The sequence below is a fragment of the Arthrobacter sp. B1I2 genome, from assembly GCF_030816485.1.
GTDB lineage: Bacteria > Actinomycetota > Actinomycetes > Actinomycetales > Micrococcaceae > Arthrobacter.
Genome location: NZ_JAUSYC010000001.1, coordinates 377555 through 400372 on the forward strand (window position 1 = coordinate 377555; position 22818 = coordinate 400372).

Annotated in this window: 19 protein-coding genes; 9 read left to right on the top strand and 10 right to left on the bottom strand. The window is 68.8% G+C overall.

Annotation, left to right across the window (positions count from 1 at the left end; translation table 11 throughout):
- The first annotated feature begins 72 nt into the window (after nt 1–72).
- Nucleotides 73–5172, top strand: coding sequence for an Lhr family ATP-dependent helicase (locus QFZ57_RS01690; protein WP_306897478.1), 5100 nt, complete (start codon nt 73–75; stop codon nt 5170–5172).
- Complete coding sequence (locus tag QFZ57_RS01695; RefSeq protein WP_306628753.1) at nt 5165–5995, top strand: Fpg/Nei family DNA glycosylase; 831 nt, start codon at nt 5165–5167, stop codon at nt 5993–5995. Before QFZ57_RS01690 ends, QFZ57_RS01695 begins: the two co-directional genes overlap by 8 nt.
- A gap of 80 nt (nt 5996–6075) precedes the next feature.
- Here the strand turns inward: QFZ57_RS01695 and yczE are convergent, their stop codons facing one another.
- Nucleotides 6076–6696: a membrane protein YczE gene (gene yczE / locus QFZ57_RS01700; protein ID WP_306897482.1), complete on the bottom strand. Its 621-nt coding sequence runs from the start codon at nt 6694–6696 to the stop codon at nt 6076–6078.
- A gap of 61 nt (nt 6697–6757) precedes the next feature.
- Between yczE and yczR the strand changes: the two genes are divergently transcribed.
- Both yczR and QFZ57_RS01710 read left to right on the top strand, forming a co-directional pair.
- Nucleotides 6758–8239: a MocR-like transcription factor YczR gene (gene yczR, locus QFZ57_RS01705; protein WP_306897484.1), complete on the top strand. Its 1482-nt coding sequence runs from the start codon at nt 6758–6760 to the stop codon at nt 8237–8239.
- A 41-nt stretch (nt 8240–8280) separates the two neighbouring features.
- Nucleotides 8281–9243: an RluA family pseudouridine synthase gene (locus QFZ57_RS01710; protein WP_306901501.1), complete on the top strand. Its 963-nt coding sequence runs from the start codon at nt 8281–8283 to the stop codon at nt 9241–9243.
- Here QFZ57_RS01710 and QFZ57_RS01715 read toward each other — a convergent pair.
- Nucleotides 9215–9745 carry an O-acetyl-ADP-ribose deacetylase gene (locus tag QFZ57_RS01715; RefSeq protein ID WP_306897486.1) on the bottom strand — a complete coding sequence of 177 codons (531 nt, stop codon included), beginning with the start codon at nt 9743–9745 and terminating at the stop codon, nt 9215–9217. The genes QFZ57_RS01710 and QFZ57_RS01715 overlap by 29 nt on opposite strands.
- Nucleotides 9746–9779: 34 nt before the next feature.
- Here QFZ57_RS01715 and QFZ57_RS01720 point away from each other — a divergent pair, with 34 nt between their 5' ends.
- Nucleotides 9780–10403, top strand: a complete 624-nt coding sequence (locus QFZ57_RS01720; RefSeq protein WP_306628758.1) for a DedA family protein — start codon at nt 9780–9782, stop codon at nt 10401–10403.
- On the opposite strand, the gene QFZ57_RS01725 is transcribed toward QFZ57_RS01720, so the two are convergent.
- The 4 genes from QFZ57_RS01725 to QFZ57_RS01740 form a co-directional block, all read right to left on the bottom strand.
- Entirely contained in the window at nt 10400–10705 is a 306-nt protein-coding gene (locus QFZ57_RS01725; RefSeq protein WP_306628759.1) for a hypothetical protein, read from the bottom strand. The genes QFZ57_RS01720 and QFZ57_RS01725 overlap by 4 nt on opposite strands.
- A gap of 94 nt (nt 10706–10799) precedes the next feature.
- Nucleotides 10800–13607 (bottom strand): phosphoenolpyruvate carboxylase, encoded by a 2808-nt coding sequence (ppc, locus tag QFZ57_RS01730; RefSeq protein WP_306897488.1) that lies wholly within the window; start codon nt 13605–13607, stop codon nt 10800–10802.
- Between the two features lie 113 nt (nt 13608–13720).
- Nucleotides 13721–14260, bottom strand: a complete 540-nt coding sequence (locus tag QFZ57_RS01735) for a hypothetical protein (protein WP_306628761.1) — start codon at nt 14258–14260, stop codon at nt 13721–13723.
- Nucleotides 14238–14528, bottom strand: a complete 291-nt coding sequence (locus tag QFZ57_RS01740; protein ID WP_306628762.1) for a hypothetical protein — start codon at nt 14526–14528, stop codon at nt 14238–14240. Before QFZ57_RS01740 ends, QFZ57_RS01735 begins: the two co-directional genes overlap by 23 nt.
- A gap of 128 nt (nt 14529–14656) precedes the next feature.
- Between QFZ57_RS01740 and QFZ57_RS01745 the strand changes: the two genes are divergently transcribed.
- Nucleotides 14657–15508: a DUF1684 domain-containing protein gene (locus QFZ57_RS01745; protein ID WP_306897490.1), complete on the top strand. Its 852-nt coding sequence runs from the start codon at nt 14657–14659 to the stop codon at nt 15506–15508.
- Here QFZ57_RS01745 and QFZ57_RS01750 read toward each other — a convergent pair.
- Both QFZ57_RS01750 and QFZ57_RS01755 read right to left on the bottom strand, forming a co-directional pair.
- On the bottom strand, nt 15505–16728 hold the full coding sequence (locus QFZ57_RS01750) for an acyl-CoA dehydrogenase family protein (RefSeq protein WP_306628764.1): 1224 nt from the start codon (nt 16726–16728) through the stop codon (nt 15505–15507). The genes QFZ57_RS01745 and QFZ57_RS01750 overlap by 4 nt on opposite strands.
- The gene (locus QFZ57_RS01755) at nt 16725–17519 is read right to left on the bottom strand and encodes a 3-hydroxyacyl-CoA dehydrogenase (RefSeq protein ID WP_306897492.1); all 795 of its coding nucleotides are present in this window, start codon (nt 17517–17519) and stop codon (nt 16725–16727) included. The genes QFZ57_RS01750 and QFZ57_RS01755 overlap by 4 nt, the downstream gene beginning before the upstream one ends.
- A 154-nt stretch (nt 17520–17673) precedes the next feature.
- On the opposite strand from QFZ57_RS01755, the gene QFZ57_RS01760 reads away from it, so the two are divergent.
- The gene (locus tag QFZ57_RS01760) at nt 17674–18936 is read left to right on the top strand and encodes a glycoside hydrolase family 76 protein (RefSeq protein WP_306897494.1); all 1263 of its coding nucleotides are present in this window, start codon (nt 17674–17676) and stop codon (nt 18934–18936) included.
- On the opposite strand, the gene QFZ57_RS01765 is transcribed toward QFZ57_RS01760, so the two are convergent.
- Nucleotides 18933–20579, bottom strand: coding sequence for a glycoside hydrolase family 32 protein (locus tag QFZ57_RS01765; RefSeq protein ID WP_306897496.1), 1647 nt, complete (start codon nt 20577–20579; stop codon nt 18933–18935). The genes QFZ57_RS01760 and QFZ57_RS01765 overlap by 4 nt on opposite strands.
- Before the next feature lie 132 nt (nt 20580–20711).
- The gene (locus QFZ57_RS01770) at nt 20712–21314 is read right to left on the bottom strand and encodes a YdeI/OmpD-associated family protein (RefSeq protein ID WP_306628768.1); all 603 of its coding nucleotides are present in this window, start codon (nt 21312–21314) and stop codon (nt 20712–20714) included.
- Nucleotides 21315–21432: 118 nt separating this feature from the next.
- On the opposite strand from QFZ57_RS01770, the gene QFZ57_RS01775 reads away from it, so the two are divergent.
- Both QFZ57_RS01775 and QFZ57_RS01780 read left to right on the top strand, forming a co-directional pair.
- Complete coding sequence (locus QFZ57_RS01775; protein ID WP_306897499.1) at nt 21433–22191, top strand: VOC family protein; 759 nt, start codon at nt 21433–21435, stop codon at nt 22189–22191.
- A 9-nt stretch (nt 22192–22200) separates the two neighbouring features.
- The gene (locus QFZ57_RS01780) at nt 22201–22740 is read left to right on the top strand and encodes an NUDIX hydrolase family protein (RefSeq protein ID WP_056337381.1); all 540 of its coding nucleotides are present in this window, start codon (nt 22201–22203) and stop codon (nt 22738–22740) included.
- Nucleotides 22741–22818: the final 78 nt, after the last annotated feature.

Sequence of the window (22818 nt, forward strand, 5' to 3'; positions counted from 1 at the left end):
CAGGTTCGGCCCGCGGCGGAACCTGGGGACGTTCCGGAATTCAGTGTCAGTGCCTTGGGGCATGATGGAGGCATGAACCAGGAACAGCGTCCTGCCGGCAGCGGTGTTTCCGGCGCGGCCGCCCCGATGGGACAGTTCAGCCGGGCCACCCGCGACTGGTTCCTGGGCGCGTTTTCGGAGCCCACACCTGCACAGGCAGGGGCCTGGAACGCCATTTCCTCCGGCTCGCATGCGCTGGTGGTGGCACCTACGGGTTCCGGAAAAACCCTCGCAGCCTTCCTCTGGGCCCTGGACCGGCTCCTGGGCTCCACGTCCGAGGCCCCTGATTCCGCCGGCGCTGAGGCGCCGGCGAAAGGCAAACGGAACCGGGCGCCCAAGCGCAAGACCCGCGTCCTCTACATTTCACCCCTCAAGGCTTTGGGCGTGGACGTTGAACGAAACCTGCGGTCCCCTCTGATCGGCATCACCCAGACGGCCAAGCGGCTGGGACTTCCCGCGCCGTTGATCACGGTGGGGGTCCGGTCCGGTGATACTCCCGCCGCGGACCGGCGCGCGCTTTTGAGCAACCCGCCGGACATCCTCATCACCACCCCCGAGTCCTTGTTCCTCATGCTCACCTCGAAGGCCCGGGAGACCCTCACCGAGGTGGACACCATCATCATCGACGAGGTCCACGCCGTGGCCGGGACCAAGCGCGGGGCGCACCTTGCCGTATCCCTTGAGCGGCTGGACGCTCTGCTGCCCAAACCCGCACAGCGCATCGGGCTTTCCGCCACGGTGGAGCCCCGGGAACTCGTGGCCCAGTTCCTGGCCGGTTCTGCCCCCGTGGAAATCGTCGCGCCGCCGGCCAGGAAAAACTGGGACCTTACAGTTTCCGTGCCGGTGGAGGACATGTCGGACCTGCAGGGCGCGGCCGGGGCGTTCGATTCCGGCCCGGCCTCCGGGCTGCAGCCGCAGGCTTCCATCTGGCCAAATGTGGAGGAGAAGATCGTGGACCTGGTGCTGGCCAACCAGTCCACCATCGTCTTCGCCAATTCCCGGCGCCTGGCCGAACGCCTCACTGCCCGGCTCAATGAGATCTACACCGAACGCCAACTGGTTGCGGTCGGCGGCGGCTGGGACGAGCCCGGCCCGGAAGGGCAGGCGGGTGCACCCGGCACGTTGGCGGGACCGTCGTCGGTTGTTCCCGCGTCAACCGCCACGCCGGCGCACATGATGGCCCAGGCGGGGACTTCCGCCGGGGCTGATCCGGTGCTGGCCCGCGCCCACCACGGTTCCGTTTCCAAGGACCAGCGCGCGCTCATCGAGGACGACCTCAAGTCCGGTCGGCTGCGGTGCGTGGTGGCCACGTCGTCCCTGGAACTGGGCATCGACATGGGTGCTGTGGACCTGGTGGTGCAGGTGGAATCGCCGCCGTCCGTGGCCAGCGGCCTGCAGCGGGTGGGCCGGGCGGGGCACCAGGTGGGCGAAATTTCCCAGGGCGTTCTATTCCCCAAGCACCGGGCAGACCTGGTCCACACGGCCATCACCGTGGAGCGGATGCTGGACGGCAAGATCGAGCGGCTCAGCATCCCGGCCAACCCGCTGGACATCCTGGCCCAGCAGACCGTGGCCGCAACCGCCCTGGGCAGTATCGATGTGGAGGAATGGTTCAGCACCGTGCGCCGGTCCGCACCTTTCGCTTCCCTCCCCCGCTCAGCGTTCGAAGCCACCCTCGACCTGCTGGCGGGGCGCTACCCGTCTGACGAATTCGCCGAACTCCGGCCACGGATCATCTGGGACCGCAATGCCGGCACCATCGAAGGGCGGCCCGGGGCCCAGCGCCTGGCCGTCACGTCCGGCGGCACCATCCCGGACCGCGGCCTGTTCGGCGTCTACATCATCGGCACCGAACAGGAGGGGGCGGCCCCCTCCGAGGACGGCAAACCGGCGCGCACTCCCAAGGGCGGCCGGCGGGTGGGCGAGCTGGACGAAGAGATGGTCTACGAGTCCCGGGTGGGCGACGTCTTTGCCCTCGGTGCCACCAGCTGGAAGATCGAGGACATCACCCATGATCGTGTCCTGGTCTCCCCTGCGTTCGGCCAGCCCGGCAAGCTGCCGTTCTGGAAGGGCGATTCCCTGGGGCGGCCGGTGGACCTGGGCCGTGCCCTTGGCGCGTTTGTCCGGGAACTGTCGGCGTCCGACGCCGGCCCTGCCACCGAGCGCTGCAAGGCCAGCGGCCTGGACGAATTCGCTGCCAACAACCTGATCCAGTACCTCAGCGAGCAGAAGCAGGCCACCGAAGTGGTCCCCAGCGACACCACCCTGGTGGTGGAGCGGTTCCACGACGAACTGGGCGATTGGCGCGTCATCCTGCACAGTCCGTTCGGGATGCCTGTGCACGCGCCCTGGGCCCTGGCCGTCGGACAACGGCTCCACCAGCGCTACGGACTGGACGGTTCGGCCATGGCGGCCGACGACGGCATCGTGCTGCGGGTGCCCATGATGGAGGATGAGCCGCCCGGCGCCGAGCTGTTCCTCTTCGATCCCGAGGAACTGGAGCAGATCGTCACTGCCGAGGTGGGCGGCAGCGCCCTGTTCGCGTCGCGCTTCCGGGAGTGCGCCGCCCGCGCCCTCCTGCTGCCCCGGCAGACCCCCGGCAAGCGCCAGCCGCTGTGGCAGCAGCGCCAGCGGTCGGCCCAGCTGCTGGATGTGGCCCGGAAGTACCCCACGTTTCCCATCGTGCTGGAAACGGTGCGTGAGTGCCTGCAGGACGTCTACGATCTGCCGGCGCTGAAGGACATTGCCGCGTCCGTCGAGCGGCGGGAGCTGCGGATTGTGCAGACCACCACGCAGCAGCCCTCGCCGTTCGCCAAGTCCCTTCTCTTCGGCTACGTGGCCCAGTTCCTGTACGAGGGCGATTCCCCGCTCGCGGAACGGCGGGCCGCCGCCCTGGCCCTGGACTCCACCCTCCTCAACGAGCTGCTGGGCCGGGTGGAGCTGCGCGAACTTCTGGACGCCAAGGTCATCGAGGCCACCGAACGCGAACTGCAGCGCCTGGCCCCGGACCGGCGTGCACGCGGGATCGAAGGCGTCGCCGACCTGCTGCGGCTGCTGGGCCCGCTTGCCCCAGAGGAAACGGCGGCCCGGCTCCAGCGTGCTGCGGCGGGTGGGCAGGACGTCGATGTGGTTGAGCCCGCCGGAACCGCCGACGTGCCGGCTGAGCCCGTGGAAGCCGAACCTGCCGGAACCGGACCCGTGGAGGCTGCCGCCTCTGTTGCCGAGGCGGCAGCCCACCTCGCTGCCCTCCAGCGCGCCAACCGCGCCATCAAGGTCAACATCGGCGGGGTGGAACGCTTCGCCGCCGTGGAAGATGCTGCCCGCCTCCGCGACGCCATCGGCGTGCCGCTGCCCATGGGTGTCCCGCTGGCCTTCATCGAGCCGGTGGCGGATCCGTTGGGCGATCTCGTCTCCCGGTATGCCCGGACGCATGGGCCCTTCACCGCAACCGAGGCAGCCGGCCGGCTGGGCCTTGGCGTGGCCGTGGTGGGTACAGCGCTGAAACGCCTGGCAGCGGATGGACGCGTAGTGGAGGGCGAGTTCCGGCCCCATGTCGTCCCGCCGGAAGCCGCCGTCCCCGATTCCGAACGGCAAGAGGGCACCTCCCTGGCCGCCGGGGAACCTGGCGAACCACAGCCAACTGATGAGCTGCGGGCACCTGCCGCCTCCCCCGCCGATGTTCCGCACACTGTTGCCAGCGAATGGTGCGACGCCGAGGTGTTGCGCAAGCTCCGGCGTCGGAGCCTGGCCGCGCTGCGCGCCGAAGTGGAACCGGTGGACGCCGCCGCCTACGGACGGTTCCTGCCCGCATGGCAGCATGTCAGGACCCCGGGCGGCGGCCGCGGCCAGCCCTCGCTGCGGGGACTGGACGGCATCATCACCGCCATCGACCAGCTCTCCGGGGTGCCCGTTCCCGCGTCGGCATGGGAACCCCTGGTGCTGGCAACACGGGTGTCCAATTACCAGCCGGCCATGCTGGATGAACTGATGGCCGCCGGTGAAGTCCTGTGGTCCGGGGCTGGCGCGCTGCCCGGAAACGACGGCTGGATCAGCCTTCATCTGGCGGATTCTGCGGAACTGACGCTCAACCCCGCGCCCGAGTTTGAGCCGGGGGACGCCAGCCAGCGGCTCCTGGACCATCTGCGGAACAACGGCGGCGGGTATTTCTTCCGCCAGATGACCGAGGTGGCCGGCGGCATGGACGCCGTCCTGGGCGACCAGGAGGTGGTGGCTGCGCTGTGGGACCTCGCGTGGGCCGGCAGGATCACCGGGGACACGTTCGCCCCGGTCCGGGCCCTGATCGCCGGAGGCCACACGGCCCACCGCCAGGTGGCGCGCGCACCGCGTGCCAGGGCACCGCGGCTGAGCCGGCTGGGCCGTTCGCACGGCACCGGGTTAATGGGGTCCCCCGGGCTGGCGGGTGGCCGCTACGGAACGCAGGGTGCGGCCACCCCGCCCACTGCTGCCGGACGCTGGTCCGCCCTCCCCGAGCCCGAACTCGATCCCACCATCCACGCCCGCGCCACCGCGGAACTCCTGCTGGACCGCTACGGCGTGGTGACCAGGGGCTCGGTCATGGCAGAACAGATCCTGGGCGGCTTCGGGCTGATGTACAAGGTGCTGGCCCGGCTGGAGGAGGCCGGCCGCTGCCGCCGCGGTTACTTCATCGAACACCTGGGCGCCGCCCAGTTCGCGGTCCCCGCCACCGTGGACCGGCTCCGCTCCTACTCCGAAGACACGCAACTGGCCAAGGCCGAGCCGGTGGCCCTGGCCCTCGCAGCCACCGATCCCGCCAACCCCTATGGCGCGGCCTTGCCCTGGCCGGCGCTGCAGGATGATGCCGGCACCGGGCACCGTCCCGGCCGTAAGGCCGGCGCTCTGGTCGTTTTGGTGGACGGCGCACTGGTCCTGTACGTAGAGCGCGGCGGGAAAACACTTCTGGCGTTCAGCGATGACGACGCCGTCCTGGCGGCGGCAGGAGCCGCCCTGGTGGGGGTGGTGACCCGCGGCGCGGTGGACAAACTGATCATGGAAAAGGTGAACGGGCACGGCATCCTGGATACCCCGGTTGCTGCTGCCCTCAGCTCCGCCGGCGCCTACTCCACCCCAAAGGGATTGAGGATCCGTGCCTGAAGGCGATTCCGTCTGGCGGGCAGCCCGCCAGTTGCACCAGGCCCTGGCCGGACAGAGGTTGACGGCCTCGGACTTCCGCGTGCCCCGTTACGCCACCCTGAATCTGGCCGGCTGGACCGTCGCCGAGGTAATTCCCCGGGGCAAGCACCTGCTGATGCGGGTCGTCAGCCCGGAGGACAAAAGGCTGACCATCCACTCACACCTGAAGATGGAAGGTGCCTGGCAGGTCTATCCGCCTGGCGGGAGGTGGCGCAAACCGGGTTTCACCGCCCGGTGCGTGCTGCGCACGGCCGTGGCGGACGCCGTCGGCTTCTCCCTTGGCATTGTGGAAGTGGTAGCCACGGCCAACGAGGATTCCATCGTGGGGTTCCTGGGCCCGGACCTCCTGGGCCCGGACTGGGACCTTGACGAGGCGGAACGCCGTCTTCGCTCGCGCCCCGAGGTTCCGGTGGGAGTTGCCCTTCTGGACCAGCGGAACCTCGCGGGCATCGGAAACATTTACCGTTGCGAGGCGTGTTTCCTGTCCGGGGTCCATCCCGCCACACCCGTCGCGGACGTCGCGGACGTGCGGACCATGATGACTGACGCGAAGCAGCTTTTGGAGGTCAACCTTGGGCCCGGCCGCCGCGTCACCATCCTCAACGCCCGGGGCATGCCGGTGGGCAGGATGGCGGGCAGGCCCGGCTACTGGGTGTACGGCCGGGAACGCCAACCCTGCCTGAAGTGCGGCACGCCCATCCAGCGCGGACTCCTGGGCAAGCCGAACGGCGAGGAGGAACGGGACATCTATTTCTGCCCGAAGTGCCAGCCGGCGCCAGTCTGACGTGCCCCGTGACGTGCCCGCGCGAGGTTCCCGGGGGGAAAGGAACGCCGGCCCCGTCTTTCCAGCGCCCAGCCCGGTCGTCAGCTGCACAGCTCCGGGCTCCCGGCAGGAACCGGAGGAACGGAAGGACGCACCACGAAGCGTGGCAGCAGCGCATGGACAAGGGGGCCGATGGCCAAGGCGTAAACCACGGTGCCCACGCCCACCGAACCGCCGAGCAGCCAGCCGGCGGCGAGCACGGTCACCTCGATGAGGGTGCGTGAGACCCTGACGGACCAGCCGGTGCGGCGCGCCAATCCTGTCATCAGGCCGTCGCGGGCGCCCGGCCCGAAGCCGGCACCGATGTAGCACGCTGAGGCGATAGCGTTCACCAGGACTGCCCCGGCGAGGAGCCCAATTTGGCCGGCCAGGTGGTTCACGGCAGGGAGCAGGGCCAGGCCGACGTCCGCAAACACGCCCACCAGAACCGCATTGCAGAGGGTGCCGAAGCCGGGCATCTGCCGGAGCGGGATCCAGAGCAGCAGGACCAGGAAACTCACAATGATAACCACCACGCCGATGCTCAGGCCTGTCCGGTTGGCCAGTCCCTGGTGGAAGACGTCCCAGGGGTCCAGGCCGAGCCCGGCGCGGATGAACATGGCCAGGGAGATGCCGTACATGGCGAGACCGGTGAGGAGCTGGAGGAGTCTGCGGGTCATCATGGAAACAACCTTTCCATGCAACTGGCATTGGATTACATAGCCAGTTTGAGATACTGGCTACATGTCCACCACCCTGAGCGCCTCGGCACTGTCCCGCCTGCTTGGCGCTTGGAACAACGGCACGGGACCGGCCTACCGGGAATTAGCGGACGTGGTGCGGCTCCTGATCCTGGATGGCCGCGTGGCCCTGGACAGCGCACTGCCCAGCGAACGCTCCCTTTCGGCAGCACTCGGCATCAGCCGGACGACGGTGACAGCTGCCTACTCCAGCCTCCGCGAGCAGGGCTTCCTCAGCAGCGGCCAGGGCAGCCGCGGCAAAACCCGCATCCCCGAACTCACGCCTTTCGGCCGGGCGTTTTACGGTCCTCGGCCGCGGGCCGCTGATCCCTTCACCGCACCCGGCCTCGCCGCCCCGGAAGGGTTGATCGACCTTGCCTATTCCGCGTTGCCGGCCAGCGGCGAGATGGTGCACCGGGCCTTCGCCGCGGCGTTGACGGAGCTTCCGGCCCTGCTGCCGGGGTTTGGGTACGACGCGTTGGGACTGATGCCCTTGCGCCAGGCGATTGCGGACAGGTATTCGGCAGCTGGAGTGCCCACGCAGCCAGGGCAGATCATGGTGACGTCCGGCGCGCAGCATGCCCTGACCATCGTCATCCGCGCGTTGGCAGACCGGCAGGACCGGGTGATGGTGGAGCACCCCAGCTACCCCCACGCGTTGGACGCCGTCCGGGCCGCAGGCTGCCGTGTGGTCCCGGTGGCTTTCGCGGAGTCCGGCTGGGACCTGCCCGCGATGGAGTCCGCGATGGCCCAGCAACAAACGAAGCTCGCCTACCTGGTCCCGGACTTCCACAACCCCACGGGCATGATCATGCCTGACTCCCAGCGGGGCCGGCTGGTCCGCGCCGCCGCCGCTGCCGGGACCGTGCTGGTGGCGGATGAGACACTCCGTGAACTGAACCTCGACGGCGTCGCCACCACTCCCCTGGCCGCCTTCGGCAGCACAGTCGTGTCCATCGGATCGCTGAGTAAGTCGCATTGGGGCGGCCTGCGGACCGGCTGGATCCGTGCATCGGAAGCGATGATCCAACGGTTTGCCGCAGCACGCACCACCCTGGACCTGGGCGGGCCCGTCATGGAGCAGCTCGCCGCCGCCCACCTGGTGCGGGCCCTGGACGAGCCTCTGCCCGCACTGCTGGACACCCTCCGCGGCAACCGGACAACATTGGTGGGCCTTCTGGCAGAACATCTGCCCACGTGGCGCACCACGCAGCCCGCCGGTGGCCTCTCCATCTGGTGCCGGCTTCCCGCGCCTATCAGCACGGCACTGACAGTGCTGGCGCCGGACTTCGGCATCCGGCTGGCGGCAGGACCGCGGTTTGGCATCGGTGGCGCGTTCGAACGCAACCTGCGGCTGCCGTTTACCCTCCCACCGGACAAGCTCGAAACAGCAGTGTTGGCGCTGCGCGCTGCCCGGGACAAGCTGGACGCCGCTCCCCAGCTGCGGCGCTCACTCACCCGGGCCCCCGCCGTCGCCATCGCCTGACGCGGAGCCCGGACCGGCGGCGCCGGTAGAATGGACCGGTGATGCAATCCCCCCTTCCCGTGCGCGACGGCGTCAACGCCACCCGCCTGCGGCTCCCGGAAGAGGGCCCGTGGGACACCGCGATGGACTACATGATGCACCGCTGGGGGCACATCGATCCGCAGGGAATTGAGGACAGGTTCGACGCCGGCGAGATCGTTGGCGAGGGCGGCATCCCCCTGGACCGCGCCACCCCGCTGCAGGACCACACCTTCATCTGGTACTACCGCACGCTGCCGCCGGAGACGCGGCTGCCCGTGGAAATCAGCATCCTGCACCAGGACGAACACCTGCTGGTGGTGGACAAGCCACACTTCCTGCCCACCACGCCCGGTGGCACCTACATCCAGGAGTCGGCCCTGGTCCGCCTGCGGAACCAGCTCGACCTGCCGGACCTGATCCCCATGCACCGGCTGGACCGCATGACCGCCGGCGTGCTGCTCTTCTCCACCAACCCGAAGACCCGCGGCAAGTACCAGGTGCTCTTCGAGAAGCGGCAGGTGCAGAAGGAATACGAGTGCGTCTCGGCCGCCGAGCCGGCGCCGGGACATCCCGCCGTCGAGTTTCCCGTGGTGGTCCGCAACCGGATGACCAAGTCCCGCAGCTACCTGCTGGCGGAGGTCATCGACGGCCAGCCGAACGCGGAAACCAGGATTGAACGGCGGGAAACATTCGACGGCGGCGCCTCTTTGGGTCAGCACAACAGCCGGAGACGCCTGGCCAGGTACCGGCTGGAACCGCACACCGGCAAAACCCACCAGCTGCGGGTCCACATGGCCTCATTGGGGCTGGGGATCGTGAACGATTCCTTCTACCCGGACCTGCTGGACAAGGCCCCGGACGACTACGCCAAACCGCTGCAGCTGCTGGCACGCGGCATACGGTTCGTGGATCCGATCGCGGGCCGGCCCGTGGAGTACCGCAGCAGCCTGGAACTCAGCGAAGCGGCCCAAGGACGTCCCTGAACACGGCTTCCACCTCCGCTGTGTGCAGCACGAACTCCACCAGCTCCAGGCCGCTGTCCGGATGCGAGGCGCGGAAGCCTGCCATTGCGTCCAGCGCCGCTTGTGCTACGGCAGCCGCCGGCCACCCGTAGGCTCCGGCTCCCACCGCCGGAAAGGCCAGCGCACCGGCTTCCAAAGTGTCGGCCAGGCGCAGGCTTTCACTGAAACAGGACACCAGGAGCGCCCGGTTGCTCTGTCCCGCGTGGCGGTTGGGCCCCACCGTGTGGAGCACCCACCGTGCGGGCAGCCGGAAAGCCGGTGTTGCCACCGCGGCCCCGGTCTGGAGGCCGTGTGGCAGCTGCGTTGCCCGCAGTTCCCGGCACGCCGCCAGCAGCTCCGGCCCGGCGGCCCGGTGCAGCGCCCCGTCCACTCCCCCGCCGCCCAGCAGGGACGGATCGGCGGCGTTCACCACCGCGTCCACCCGCCGTTGCGTAATGTCACCGTGCAGAATCGAGACCCGCATGCCGCCAGTTTCCCAAGTGCGGTACCTTGTGGCAATGGACTTCGGCAGCGTTGACAGCTGGGGGGTGGCCCTCTATTTCTGGATCATCCCGGTGGTGATCGGCGACGCCATTTTTCCGCCCGTCCCGTCGGAAATGGTGGTGATTACCGGCGGCGCGCTGTCCGCGGACGGCCGGGCCAACGTGTTTTTGGTGCTTGTCCTCGCCGCCCTGGCCTCCTGGCTGGGCGACATGGTGGTGTTCCACCTCTTCCGGCGGCGCCTGAGCCATGTGCTGGACCGCTGGAAATGGGGCCGGCGCGTCCATGCCGGCATCCATTCTGCACTGGCCAAGGCAGGCCGTTCATCCACTTACGGCACCATCATCGGCGCCCGGTTCATCCCGGGCGGCAGGCTCGCGACGTCGGCCGCCTCCGGCATCGGCAACGTCTCCGTGCGGGGTTTCAGCCTGTGCGCCGGCCTGGGGGCGGTCCTGTGGGCATGCTGGCTGGTGGGGCTGGGCTACTTCACCGGTTCAGCCACCAAGCTGCCGTTCTGGGCCAGCTCGCTCATCGGCGTGGCCGTTGGCCTGGTGATCGGCGCCGTCGTGGGTATCATCGTCACCCGGCGGCGGGGCAACCGGTCCCCGGTGGAGGACGAGCCCATCCCGGACGCAGGCTAGACGGGCAGCCACTTGCCGCGGCTGCGGCGCAGCACGCTGAGCGCACCCGTCAGCGCAACTTGTTCGACGGCGTCGCGCATCATGGCTGCCGACTCCACCGCCTGCCGGTTCTCACCGCTGTACTCGGTCGCCTCGACGAGGAAGCGCAGGTTCAGCTGCGGCACGCCGCCGGCGATCTGAAGCTGGTGCGCCTCCACGTGGTGGCGGGTTTCCAGCGCCTCCACGGCCGCGTCCATGACGGACTCCGGCGGATTCCCCGGCCGGAGCCCGGTGATCTTGAGGCGGGTCTGGAAGGAAGGCATGCCTCCAACCCTATCCAAATCCCCGGATGCTCTATCACTTATGGCCCCTATTCCAGCCGGTTAGGGACCATAAGTGATAGAGCAACGAGGGGGTTTAGCCGGTGTTGCGGAGGCCTGCCGCCACGCCGTTGACGGTGATCAACATGGCGCGCTGGAGCCGTTCGTCGATTTCGGCCCCGCTGATTCCGGCTTCCGTGCGGATGCGGCGCAGGAGTTCCACCTGCAGGTAGCTGATGGGATCCAGGTACTGGTCGCGGATTTCCAGGGACCGCTTCAGGGTGGGCTGCGCGTCCAGGAGCAGGTTCTCACCCGTCAGCTTCCGGACCTCGGCAACCGTGAGCTCATACTCTTCCCGGATGGTCCGGAACAGGTGGTGCAGCTCCTCCGGGACCAGGGTGGCCACGTAGTAGCCGGCGATGTCCATGTCCGTTTTGGCGAGCGTCATTTCCACGTTGGACAGCACGGAGCGGAAGAAGTGCCAGTGGTCCATCATCTCCACCAGCTGGGCGGAGTGGCCGGCCTCGCGGGCTGCCTTGAGCCCGGACCCCACGCCGAACCAGCCGGGGACGATCTGCCGCGACTGGGTCCAGCCGAACACCCACGGGATGGCGCGCAGGCCGCCCAGTCCGGCCCCGGAGTCCGGGCGCTTGGAGGGACGGGAGCCGATGTTCAAAGAGCCCAGCTGTTCCACCGGTGTGGAGGCCATGAAGTAGGCGGGCAGGTCCGGGTGGTCGATCAGCTTCCGGTAACGGTCAAAGGCGGCGTCCGAGATGACCTCCATGACGTGCCCGTACCGCTCCCGCTGGTCCTCCGAGGTCCGCGGATTGCGGTGCAGGGCCGAACCCTGCAACACGGCGGCCAGGGAAAGCTCAAGGTTTTCGCGGGCAAGCTCCGGCAGGGAATACTTGTCAGAGATGACCTCGCCCTGCTCGGTGAACTTGATTTCGCCTTCCAGGACGCCGTTGGGCTGGGCCAGGATGGCGTCATAAGTAGGTCCGCCGCCGCGGCCCACGGAGCCGCCGCGGCCGTGGAACAGGCGGACGCGCACACCGTGCTTGGCGGCAACGTCGCGCAGCTTGCGCTGGGTCTTGTGGATTTCCCACTGGCTGGTCATCACGCCGGATTCCTTGTTGGAGTCCGAGTAGCCCAGCATCACTTCCTGGATGTCACCGCGCAGCCGCACCAGTTCCCGGTAGGAGGGGTCGGAGAGCAGCTGGTCGACGATCTCGGCCGAAGCCCGCAACTCCTCCACAGTCTCCAGCAGCGGCGCGAAGCCGAGCCTGGCGTATGGCTTGTCGCCGAAGAGGTTCACCAGGCCGGCCTCGCGGGCCAGGACGGCGGCGGCAAGGACGTCGTCGGCACCGCGGGTCATGGAGATGATGTAGGTCTCGATGACGTCCGGGCCGTACATGCGCAGGGCGCGGCGGATCTCGCGGAAGACGTCGTAGGTACCGTCGGCGGCGCCGTCGAGCTTGATCGGGTGGCCGGAGAGCGGCCGGCGGGAGGCCAGCTCGGAGCCCAGCACCTCGAAGCGTTCCTTCCGGCTCAGTTCGGCGTACCGGAGCCCGGGGCCGCCGATCCGGTCCATGAGCTGCCCCACGGCGTCATGGTGGTGGTCTGCGTGTTCGCGGATGTCCAGGGTGGCCAGGTGCAGGCCGAAGGAGGCGATGGCGCGGCGGACCCGGGCCAGGGAGCCGTCCGCGGCCAGGGCTGCGGAGTGGTTCCGGAGCGAGAGTTCCAGCAGATGCAGGTCCGCCAGGAGTTCGTCGGTTCCGTTGTAGTCGCGGCCGTGCTCGTGGTTGGAGTTGGCCGCCACCCGCTTGCCGGTGTTGATGAGCTTGGCCTTGATGCAGGTGAGCTTCAGCCGGTACGGCTCCTGGGCGTTCAGTTCCAGGACGCGCTTGTCCAGGCCGGGCAGCTTCTGGAGGTCCTCGTCAATTGACTCGAGCAGCGCATCATCCGCGCCGGCCAGCGCCGTGGAGTTGGAGAGGATGGAAATCAGCTCATCGATCATGCCGATGCTGATCCGGATGGCGCTCTGGTTCTGGATCTGCAGGATTTCGCGGGTCACGGCCGCCGTGACGTTCGGGTTGCCGTCGCGGTCACCGCCAATCCAGGAGCCGAACCGGATGGGGGCGTCCTTGGAGGCGAGGGTGACGCCGTGCTCGCCCAGCAACTCGGAGAGCTCGGACAACATCTCCGGCATCGCGTCGGTGAGGATGCCGCCCAGGTAGTAGATGGCGTTCCTGGCCTCGTCCACAGGGGTGGGCCGGACCTGGCGCAACTCGTCGGTCTGCCACATCTGGTCGATGATCTCGGCCAGCTGCCGGTCCTGCCGACGGCGGGCCGTGGACCCTTCGGCGGTGGGGTGGGACAGGACGTCGGAGAGCTTGCGGATCTTGTCCAGGACGGAGCGGCGGGAGGCCTCGGTTGGGTGTGCCGTGAAAATGGGCCGCACGTCGAGCCCGTTGACCACCTCCTGCAGCACGTCCGGGCCGGCCTGCGCGGCGATGTCCGCAACGGTCTTGGCCAGCCAGCCGTCCTTTTCGGCGCGGGTCCGCAGGCCACGGACGCGGTGGACCTGTTCGGCGGCGTTGGCCAGGTGGAAGTAGAACGCGAAGGCCCGCACCAGGTCGGTTGCCTGCTCGATGGGCAGGGAGCCGAGCAGTTCACGGACCTGGGCAACAACATCGTGCGCACTCCAGGGGCCGGTGGCATGCGCACCGCCGCGCGCCGCCTCTTTGGATTCCTTGGTCAGGAGCCGGACCTGCTCCACGAGGTCCAGGAGTTCCGGTCCATGCTGGCGGACCAGCGACTCTCCCAGCAGGGTGGAAACGCGCCGGACGTCCGCGCGCAGTTCGGAGGCGAGATCTGTTTCGGGCGCTGTTGCAGTGTGGGCCATTGAAGCAATCTTTCGAGGGTTATGGACTTGGCTCGTACACTGCGCTGGATACTGTGAGCCACGTTACTAGCTAAAGATGCTACCCCCGGCGCGGGGCAGCAGTGGAATCCGTCTCAAAAGATGTCGCGGTACCCCACGTGACGTTTCACCGCGTCGAGCTCAGCCCGGAGTTTCTCCACCTCGTTGCGCCATGCAGCAGACTCGGCTTTCCGACGGCGGGCGCTCCCGGCCTGCACGGCGGCGGCTGCCAGCCCCACCGGCACCGAAACGGCCAGGGCCCAGCCGGCTGCTGCGAAGAAGTCCAGCGCCACAGGCAGCGCGGCGCGGAAGTCGATGAAGTCGTTCACACCGCCGGCCATGCCCGCCATGGCGTCGTCGAGCGGCCCCAGGAACTGGCCCACCACTGGGGTCCCGGAAAGCGACGGCGGAGCGAGCTTGGCTTGCGCATCCCCGCCCCAGCGCCCGTCCGCCAGGTGGTTCAGGACGTAGATGCCGGCGCCGACGTTTGCTGCCATGAACACGACGACGGCGGCGAGCGCGGCGAGGTCGGCCCGCCGGCGGCGCCACACCAGCACGACGGCGCCGGCAACCAGCGCAGCCAGCCAGGTCAGCGCCGCCAGCCACTCCCGATTAAATCCGGCAAGGATATCCACTCACCCATTCAACCCCGGCGGACCACCTTGAAGTTGAAATCCGAGTTCCCAGCGCGCCGAACAGCCGCAGCCAGAGCGGCATCACCATCTCGGCACCACGGGCGCTGGTGATATCGCCAAGGTCGATGATGTCCCGGTGTCCCAGCGATTCCAGCAGGCCGGTGACAACCTTCTTGGCCTCGGCATCGTCGCCGGACACGAACACCGAGTGCTCGCCGCCGGCGAGCCTGCGCGGATTCACCATCAGCCCGGCGGATCCAGCGGGCATTTCCCGAGTCCCGGGTCGGCGGCAGCCAGGGAGGCGGCGCCGTTCGGGGCGTGCCACTTTGGTTGCGTCGGCGGAATGAACACGCCCCACGCCCGGTTGTAGCCGGAGCAACGCAACCGGAAGGAATCATGACCACCACCCCAGCGGCCAAAGTCGAGCGCTGGCAGCGCTTCCGCACCAACCGCGACAAAGCCCTGGCAGCCCCGCACGGCTGGCTCACCCTCACCTCCTTCCAGTGGCTCGAAGACTCGCCCGCCGCCGTCGACCTGGCCCCGGGCCTGTGGTCCGCGGACGGCACGGCTTCAACAAGAGTCACGACGGCGTTCCTCACCGCAGTCCCGTCGGACGGACTCACGCTGGTGGAGACAGGGGAAAAGGTGGACGGCACCGTCTCCGCCGTCCTGGCAGACGAGGAATCGCTGATGTGGGTGCAGTTCGGCGGCCCTGACGGGGACCAGGTGGTGGTGGAACTGGCCATGCGCGGCGGGCGGTACGCCATCCGCACCCGGGACTCAGCCTCACCGGTCTTCACCGAGTTCGTTGGTGTCCCCACCTATCCGTACAACCCGGGCTGGGAGGTGACGGGCCGGTTTGAGCCCTACCCGGCACCCGTGGAGGTGCCGATCGGCACGGCGAACCCGTTGGTGGACGGCGTCCACCGCAGCGTGGGCGAAGTGGTGTTCAGCCTCCCCGGCAGCAAGCACGAGTTCCGGCTCCAGGCTGAGGAAGAGAAGCTCGGGGCCCTGACCGTCACGTTCCACGACGAGACCAACGGCGACACCACGGACGACTGGCGGAAGCTCTCGATTCCCAGACCCCGGCCCAATCCGTCAGGAAAGGCGTCAGTGGTGCTGGATTTCAACCGGGCCATCAACTACCCCAGCGCCTTCACCCCCTACGGCACCTGCCCCATGCCCGTGAGGAACAACAGCCTGGACATCAGAGTGGAGGCAGGCGAGAAACAGCCGTATCCCGCTTAGGAAATGGCTGAGATTCCGGTGATGGCCCGGCCCGCGATCAGGGTGTTGACCTCGAACGAGCCCTCGTAGGTGTAGATGGCCTCGGCGTCAGCGAAGATCTTGGCCATCCGGTAATCGGTGACGATCCCGTTCCCGCCCAGGATGGAACGGCCCATCGCCACGGTTTCACGCATGCGGGCACTGAGGTAGGACTTCGCCAGTGCCACCTGCGGCATGTTGGCGGCGCCCTGGTCCTGCAGCCTGGCGATCCCGGCCATCATGGCCATGCTGGCTACGGCGTTGCCCAGCATGGTCACCAGCTGCTGCTGGATCAGCTGGAAGTGCGCCAGCGGCCGGCCGAACTGCTGGCGTTCCACGGCGTACTGCCGGGCGACGTCGAATGCTGCCAACTGCTGGCCCACGGTCTGCCAGGCCACCATGATCCGTGAGCTGCGGAGCAGTTCCTTGGTGTCTTCGAAGCTGCTGATCCCGCCGAAGCGGTCCGCCTCGGCGATCCTGACATCGCGGAACACGATGTCAGCGTTCTGGACGGTGCGCAGCGCGATCTTGTTCTCGATCCTGCTCCGGCTGACGCCCGGCAGGGTGGCGTCCACGATGAAGCCCCGCACCGAACCGTCCGCCTCGTCCCGGGCCCACACCAGCATGTAGTCGCAGAACGTTCCGTTGCCGATCCACCGCTTGGCGCCGTTGAGCACCCAGGTGTCGCCGCCGCCGTCCGGTTCCCCCGTGCTGGACGATATCCGCCGCGCCCGCGTCTCCATCCCGCCGGCCACGTCCGATCCGTGCAGGGGTTCGGTGAGGGCAAAGGCGCCGGTGGTGCGCAGCTCCGAGGCGTCAGCCAGCAGCCGCTGCTTCTGGTCCTCGCTGCCGAAGGCGTACAGGGACTCGACGAAGAGATCGTGGTGGACCAGGAAGAAGGTGGCGATGGAGGTGTCCACCCGGGTGATCTCCGCGATAACCAGCCCCGCGAACAGGTGGCTGTAGCCGCGGTGCGCGGGCGTGCTCAGTTCCAGCGCGGCGAGCTTGGGCAGGATGTGGGCGGGAAACTCGGCCTTGTTCCACCAGTCCGCGGCGTAGGGCGCCACCTCGGCTGCCAGGAAGTCCCGCAGTTCGGCCAGCTTGTTCCGTTCGGCCTGGCTCAGCATCGATTCGACGGCGAAGAAGTCCGCCGCGGGCAGCTGTGAAATGTCCGGCGTATGCGGCATGTCCGGCGCGCTCATTTCGGTCCCATCCGGATGGCCCCGTCAAGGCGGATGGTCTCGCCGTTCAGCATGGCGTTGTCCACGATGTGCGCCACCAGGTTGGCGTACTCCGCGGGCTTGCCCAGCCGGGACGGGTGCGGAACCTGGGCGCCCAGGGAGTCCTGCGCCTCCTGGGGCAGGCCCGCCATCATGGGCGTCTCGAAGATGCCCGGGGCGATGGTGACCACGCGGACCAGCGAGCGCGCCAGCTCCCGTGCGAGTGGCAGGGTCATGGCGGCCACCGCACCCTTGGAAGCGGAGTAGGCCGGCTGGCCGATCTGCCCGTCGAAGGCTGCAACCGAGGCGGTGTTGATGATGACGCCGCGTTCCGGGCCGCCGAGCGCGGTGACGGCGGGCTCGGCGGCCACCATCGCCTCGGCCGCCAGCCGCAGGACGTTGAAGGTGCCGATCAGGTTCACCTGGATGACACGGCTGAACGTCTCCAGCGGCAGCACGCCGTCACGTCCCAGTACCTTGCCGGGGGTGGCGATCCCGGCGCAGTTCACCAGGATCCGCAGCGGTCCCAGCCCCGCGGCGGTCCCGACGGCGGCCCGCACGTCAGTCTCGCTCGTCACGTCCGCGGGGGCAAAGACGGCGGCCTGGCCTGCTTCAGCGCGGCCGTTGAGTTCCTCGGCCACTGACGGCCCATTCGAGGAAGGAAGGTCAACGAGCACCACGGAGGCTCCGCCGTCGAACAACTTCCGTGCGGTGGCTGCACCCAGCCCGGAGGCACCGCCTGTTACCAGTGCCACGCTGCCTTTGATGTCCATACATCCTCCTTGATGCGGTTCCCCATGCCGCGGCGCGGCCTCGAGCAACAGTTAATGAATGTTAACTGAAATGCGGCGCAGCCGCACTCTCCCGGTCCCGCGGCTGCGCTTTCCCTGCGGCGCAGGCTGTGGTGTCACGGTTAGGGTGGACGGCATGACTTCCAGCAGCACCTCCTTGACCGCATGGCAGGACAGGGCCACCCACGCCGCCCAGTCGGTGACCGCGCTGTTCGGCCGGAAACTGCTGTTCCTGCCCGGAACCCACCTGGGCGCCGTGCTGTGGCAGGGCGGCCGGCCGAGCGGACGCTGGCCCGCCGCGCTCCGGCGGGCCCGCCAGGCTGCGGGCTTGGTCCTTCCCTGGCATTACTGGTGGCAGGCCCATTACGTGGACTGTCTGGTAGACACCGGCCGGCGGGAGCTTGGCAGCGGGGCCACCCCCGCAGCCCGGTTCAACGGCCCGGACCGGCGCAGCGCCGGGCGCCTGGCCTCGCGGCTGGTCACCGGAATCAGGCTCCGCAACACCCTGACCTTCGTGAACAGCTACTACGACGACATGGCCTGGCTGGCACTGGCAACCCTGAGGCTGGACAGGCTGGCGGAGGAGACGCGGCGCCCCGGCCGCCGCCGCAACGCCGCCGTCCGCGCGTCGCTGGCGCTGCAGTTCGACGCCGCGTGCACCGATGACCTGGGCGGCGGTACGTTCTGGAGCAAGAAGCGGGACTTCAAGAACACCCCGGCCACGGCTCCCGTGGCATTGTTCTATGCCCGCACCGGACAGGGCGGCAAGGCACAGGCACTGCTGGACTGGCTGGACGCCACCCTCTTCGACCCGGACCAGGGCCTGTACCTGGACGGTGCACGCCTGAATGCGGCCGGCGAGGTGGTGGTGGACCGGGCGGTTTACACCTACAACCAGGGTCCTGTGCTCGGCGCCCTCCTGGAATTGGGCGGGGACGCGAACCTCGCCCGGGCGGCCGTTTTGGTGGAAGCCGTGCAGCGGCTGCTAACCGTCCCGGCCAACGGAACCGGGACCAGCCCGGGTGCCGGCGGAGCGGTGCTGCGCTGTGAAGGAACAGGCGACGGCGGCCTCTTCACCGGGATCCTCTGCCGTTACCTGGCGCTCGCGGCAGCTGAGACCCGGCTGCCCGAAGCAACCCGCGCCACGGCTGCCCGGCTGGTCACGGACACCGCCGAGGCGTTCTGGTCCGGCCGGCGCCCCGTGGGCAGTGGCGAAGCCGGCATCCGGCTGGAGGGCAGGAGCGTCTTCTCGCTGCACGCCGCCCAACCCGCCGCTGCGACCTGTCCGCCAGGTGCCGCCGTCGAGCTCGCCACCCAGCTCCAGGCTTGGATGACGCTGGAGGCCGCCGCGTCGGTCAGCGCGGCCCTTCCCGGCGGCACTCCCCCAACGGCCGCCTAACGGATGCCGGCCAGCGGCGTGACGGTACCAGCCCGGAGGGACACCTGTCCGTCGGCCGCCAGCCGGACCTCCTTGTGGCCTGCGGGCGGAAACACCAGGGACGTCAACGTCTTTCCGTCCACGAAGAGTTCTATGGATGACCGGTCCACATAGGCAGTGAGGCGCACGGTGTCCCCGGCCGGCCGGGCCTCCAACGAATGGGCCCGGCGGTACTCCGCGTCCGCCTCTGAAGCGCGAGCCGCGGCCTGGCCACCGGCCACGGCGTCGCCGTCGCGCGCCACGTAGGCCCGGCCGGCCGTGAAGTCGTAGCCGATGGTGGCGTAGGTGACCCCGTCGCTTTGCAGCAGCAGCCGGGCCTCACCGGTCCCGTCAGCGGGTTTTTCCAGCTCGACGTCCGCCTTGAACGCGCCGCCGCCCGGAACCGGAAACGGCTGCCCGTCCCCGATGCCGCCGCCCGGCACCTGCGCGGGCTCCCCCTCGAGTGACTGGAGGCCCGAGGTGGGCGATGACGCCAAAGCCGGGCGGCCGCCGTCGGACGTGAGCCGGATGTCCCGCACCACCGAAGCGGACCCGAACCAGTCCCTGGTAGGAAGCTGCCGGGCATAGGCCCAGTTGTTCATCCAGCCGATGGCGTGCCGCGACGCCTTGCGCTGGCCGTCGCCCAGGCGCGGGTCATCCCATGTGACCACCGCGTAGAAGTCGGGGCCGCCGTCGAGCCACTGATGGCCGCCGTCGGCGGAGAAGGCCCTGCCATCAAAGCCGCCGGTCCAGTAGGCCAGCCCGGTGGTGCGGCCCTCCGCGGATCCGTTGGCGCTGGCGGCCAGGACCCAGGTGCGCTTGGCGGGGTCGCCGTCCACGTCCAGCTGGAAGAAGTCCGGGCACTCCAGGATGCCCAGCCCATCCTGCTGGAAACCCGACACGTAGGTCCACTGTTTCAGGTCCTTCGACGTGTAAAAACCGATCTTGTGCCCCTCTGCGAGCAGCATCAGCCACTGGTTGTTGGCCTCGTCCCGCACGATCCGCGGATCCCGCCAGTGCTCCGCGCCCGGGTTGTCCATCACCGGGTTCTGCCCGTAGCTCTGGAAGTTGTAGCCGTTGTCCGTGGAGTAGAACAGGGACTGGCGCTGGACGCCGTCGTGCTGCTGGGTGAGGACGGCGATCACCGCGCCTTTGCCGAACCCGGCGGTCCCTTCCGTGTCCACCACGGCGGACCCGGTCTCGACATCGCCCAGGCCGTTGCGGAACTTCTGGATGGCCACGCCCTCGTTCTTCCAGTGCACCAGGTCCGTGCTGGTGGCGTGGAACCACTCCGTACCGTTCCCCTCCGGATAGTCGGCGTTGTAGAGGTAGTAGTAATGCCACAGGCCGTTCAGGAAGAAGGGCCGCTGCGGATCGTTCATCCAGCGCTGGTCCGGGGTGAGGTGGTAGGCAGGGCGGTAGCCGCCGGGATCGTCCGCGGGAGCAGTTTGCGTTGGCGGTGCGGCGGGTTGTCCGGTGCCAGGCCGGCCAACATCGCGCTGGGCGTTTCCTCCCAGCAGCAGGGCGCCGGCCAGGGCCAAAACCGCCACCGCAGCAACCACGGCCCACAGGAGGGGGCGGCGCCGGAAGGCAGCAGTTGCGGTTCCAGGAAGGCGTGGGGGCATGATGTGTGTCGATCCGTCGCTGAACGCACAAGTGCCGTCCCCCGGGACGGGGAACGGCACCAGCGCAAGTGAATCGTCAATTTTACCGGCCGGTGCGCCGGAAACCCAATCCCGCGGCGACCGCAGAGGACGCTATGCCCGGCCGGCGGGGCGCTTCTTCTGCGGGTACGGCGTTTCTCCCCGCGCCAGCATGTCCACGAACCCGGCGATCCTGCGTTCCCGGGTGGCCGCCTGCTTTGCCGAGTTGGTCCGGTATACCAGCGCGAAGAGGTTGGTCTTGGTGAGGACATTGAGCATCGCCTGGGCGGCGGGGTTGGCGGCGATGGCCGCAGCGAGGTCCGGCGGGACTTCGACGTCCGCCTGTCCGCCGTAGGCTGCGTCCCAGCGCCCATCAGCCTTGGCAGCCTCCACGGCCGCCCTGCCGGCGTCGGTCATTTTTCCTGCCGCCTCGAGCCGGGCAATGTGCCCTACGTTGCGGGCGGACCAGACGCTCCGGGGACGCCGCGGCGTCATCCGCTGGAAGGAGCTTTGGTCGTCCCGGCGCCGCAGTTGCCCGTCGATCCAGCCAAAGCACAGGGCCTCGTCCAGCGCCGCCGGGTAATCCAGGCTGGTCACCGTGCCGCCTTTCTTGTGCAGGACCAGCCACACCCCAGGGCTGGTCTTGTGGTTCTTTTCCAGCCAGGCGCGCCAGGCGGCGGCGTCAGGCACCAGCAGTTCCTCCAGGTCATCAGCCATGGCCTAATTCTGCCCGTGGAATCCCACGCCACAAGTCCCGTGTGCGCCGCGGCTTCCGGTGGGATCATGGCCATACGGCACCACCTCACCCAGTCAGCCCAGCACCAAGGACAATGCCATGCTTCGAGTCCGTCCCGTTCACTTCACGTCCCGCATCGAGTCCTGGAAGCAGTTCCTCACCGCACTGGGAATGGTCCAGACGGAGGACGACGGCGGGTGGCAGCTCTTCGACTCCGCGTCTGGCCGCCTGGCGCTGCACGCAGCGGAGGCAGGGTCCGGCCAGGACGGCCGCACCGTGTTTGCGGTGGAGGTGGGCGACGTGGCGGAATTCGCCCGCCGCACCAACCTGTCGGCCCAGGAAGAGGGCACCCAGGAGGGCGGGCCGCAGGGGGAAGGACCGCAGCTCGCGGAACTTGTCACCGCGGACCACGGTGAGGCCTGCCGGATCAGCGCGCCGGACGGCTTCAGTTTCCTGGCTGACAAGGTCTCCCATGCCGCCCAGTGCGCCGATGCCGATCCCGCGCTGGCCGTCGCCGGCGTCTGGTACACCGCCGAACCCGAGGCGGCCATCCGCACCCTGCTGCATGCAGGCGCACGCCCGCGCCCCGTGCCGGACAACGACGAAACCGCCGACTTCACGGCCAAGAACGGCGGCGTCCTCCTGGTGCGTCCGGCGTCCGGTCCGTCCCGCTCAGGCCTGGGCTTCGAGTACGACGGCGGGCTGGACCAGCTGCGGGAGCGCCTCACCGGCGCGGGTTTCGCCACCAGCCTGACCGAGGAGGCCTTTGGGAGCACCCTGCACGTAGCCAACCCGGACGCCGGCGGCCCCAACGCGCCCGCCACGCTCTGGATCTCCCAGCGGCGCCCCATGGGGTAGAACTTAAGCATGAACGTGCGCACACCTGACCCGAATCCCGGCTGGCTCTCTGAAGAAGACCTCTTTGAGGCGCGGGGGCGGCTGCCCATGGTGTACGTGGAGGCAGTACCGGTGAGGCTGGACCCGCTGGGGTACGTCAACGAGGTGGGCACACTGCTGCAGGCCGACGCGGACGGGACCATGGTGCGGTCCCTGGTCTCCGGCCGGGTCATTTACCGCGAAACCATCCGGGCCGCACTGCTGCGGCACATGGAAAAGGACCTCGGCCCCCTGGCGTTTCCCCAGCTTCCCCTCAGCCCCGTGCCGTTCACCGTGGCCGAATACTTCCCCGCCCCGTCCCAGACAGGGTTCACCGACGAACGGCAACACGCCGTGTCCCTGGCCTACGTCATCCCGGTCACCGGCGAGTGCGAGCCCCGCCAGGACGCCCTTGAACTGACATGGATGACCCCGGAGGAAGTCCTCAGCCCGGGCGTCCAAATGGAGTTTGTGGGCGGCCGCGGCGGCCTCATCCGGCAGGCCCTGGCATTCGCAGGTGTGGGCTTCTGACAGCCCCGCCGGGACGTGGGGGTCCCCGGTTTTAGGCGCCCGCCTTTGTAGACTGTAGGGCGGACCGCAAGAGAACTT

Bases quoted from the DNA above. Each gene is read 5' to 3' on its own strand.
- QFZ57_RS01690 (WP_306897478.1), top strand. From the start codon at position 73: ATGAACCAGGAACAGCGTCCTGCCGGCAGCGGTGTTTCCGGCGCGGCC.
- yczE (WP_306897482.1), bottom strand. From the start codon at position 6,696: ATGATGACCCGCAGACTCCTCCAGCTCCTCACCGGTCTCGCCATGTAC.
- yczR (WP_306897484.1), top strand. From the start codon at position 6,758: ATGTCCACCACCCTGAGCGCCTCGGCACTGTCCCGCCTGCTTGGCGCT.
- QFZ57_RS01710 (WP_306901501.1), top strand. From the start codon at position 8,281: ATGCAATCCCCCCTTCCCGTGCGCGACGGCGTCAACGCCACCCGCCTG.
- QFZ57_RS01715 (WP_306897486.1), bottom strand. From the start codon at position 9,745: ATGCGGGTCTCGATTCTGCACGGTGACATTACGCAACGGCGGGTGGAC.
- QFZ57_RS01720 (WP_306628758.1), top strand. From the start codon at position 9,780: ATGGACTTCGGCAGCGTTGACAGCTGGGGGGTGGCCCTCTATTTCTGG.
- QFZ57_RS01725 (WP_306628759.1), bottom strand. From the start codon at position 10,705: ATGCCTTCCTTCCAGACCCGCCTCAAGATCACCGGGCTCCGGCCGGGG.
- ppc (WP_306897488.1), bottom strand. From the start codon at position 13,607: ATGGCCCACACTGCAACAGCGCCCGAAACAGATCTCGCCTCCGAACTG.
- QFZ57_RS01740 (WP_306628762.1), bottom strand. From the start codon at position 14,528: ATGCCCGCTGGATCCGCCGGGCTGATGGTGAATCCGCGCAGGCTCGCC.
- QFZ57_RS01745 (WP_306897490.1), top strand. From the start codon at position 14,657: ATGACCACCACCCCAGCGGCCAAAGTCGAGCGCTGGCAGCGCTTCCGC.
- QFZ57_RS01750 (WP_306628764.1), bottom strand. From the start codon at position 16,728: ATGAGCGCGCCGGACATGCCGCATACGCCGGACATTTCACAGCTGCCC.
- QFZ57_RS01755 (WP_306897492.1), bottom strand. From the start codon at position 17,519: ATGGACATCAAAGGCAGCGTGGCACTGGTAACAGGCGGTGCCTCCGGG.
- QFZ57_RS01760 (WP_306897494.1), top strand. From the start codon at position 17,674: ATGACTTCCAGCAGCACCTCCTTGACCGCATGGCAGGACAGGGCCACC.
- QFZ57_RS01765 (WP_306897496.1), bottom strand. From the start codon at position 20,579: ATGCCCCCACGCCTTCCTGGAACCGCAACTGCTGCCTTCCGGCGCCGC.
- QFZ57_RS01770 (WP_306628768.1), bottom strand. From the start codon at position 21,314: ATGGCTGATGACCTGGAGGAACTGCTGGTGCCTGACGCCGCCGCCTGG.
- QFZ57_RS01775 (WP_306897499.1), top strand. From the start codon at position 21,433: ATGCTTCGAGTCCGTCCCGTTCACTTCACGTCCCGCATCGAGTCCTGG.
- QFZ57_RS01780 (WP_056337381.1), top strand. From the start codon at position 22,201: ATGAACGTGCGCACACCTGACCCGAATCCCGGCTGGCTCTCTGAAGAA.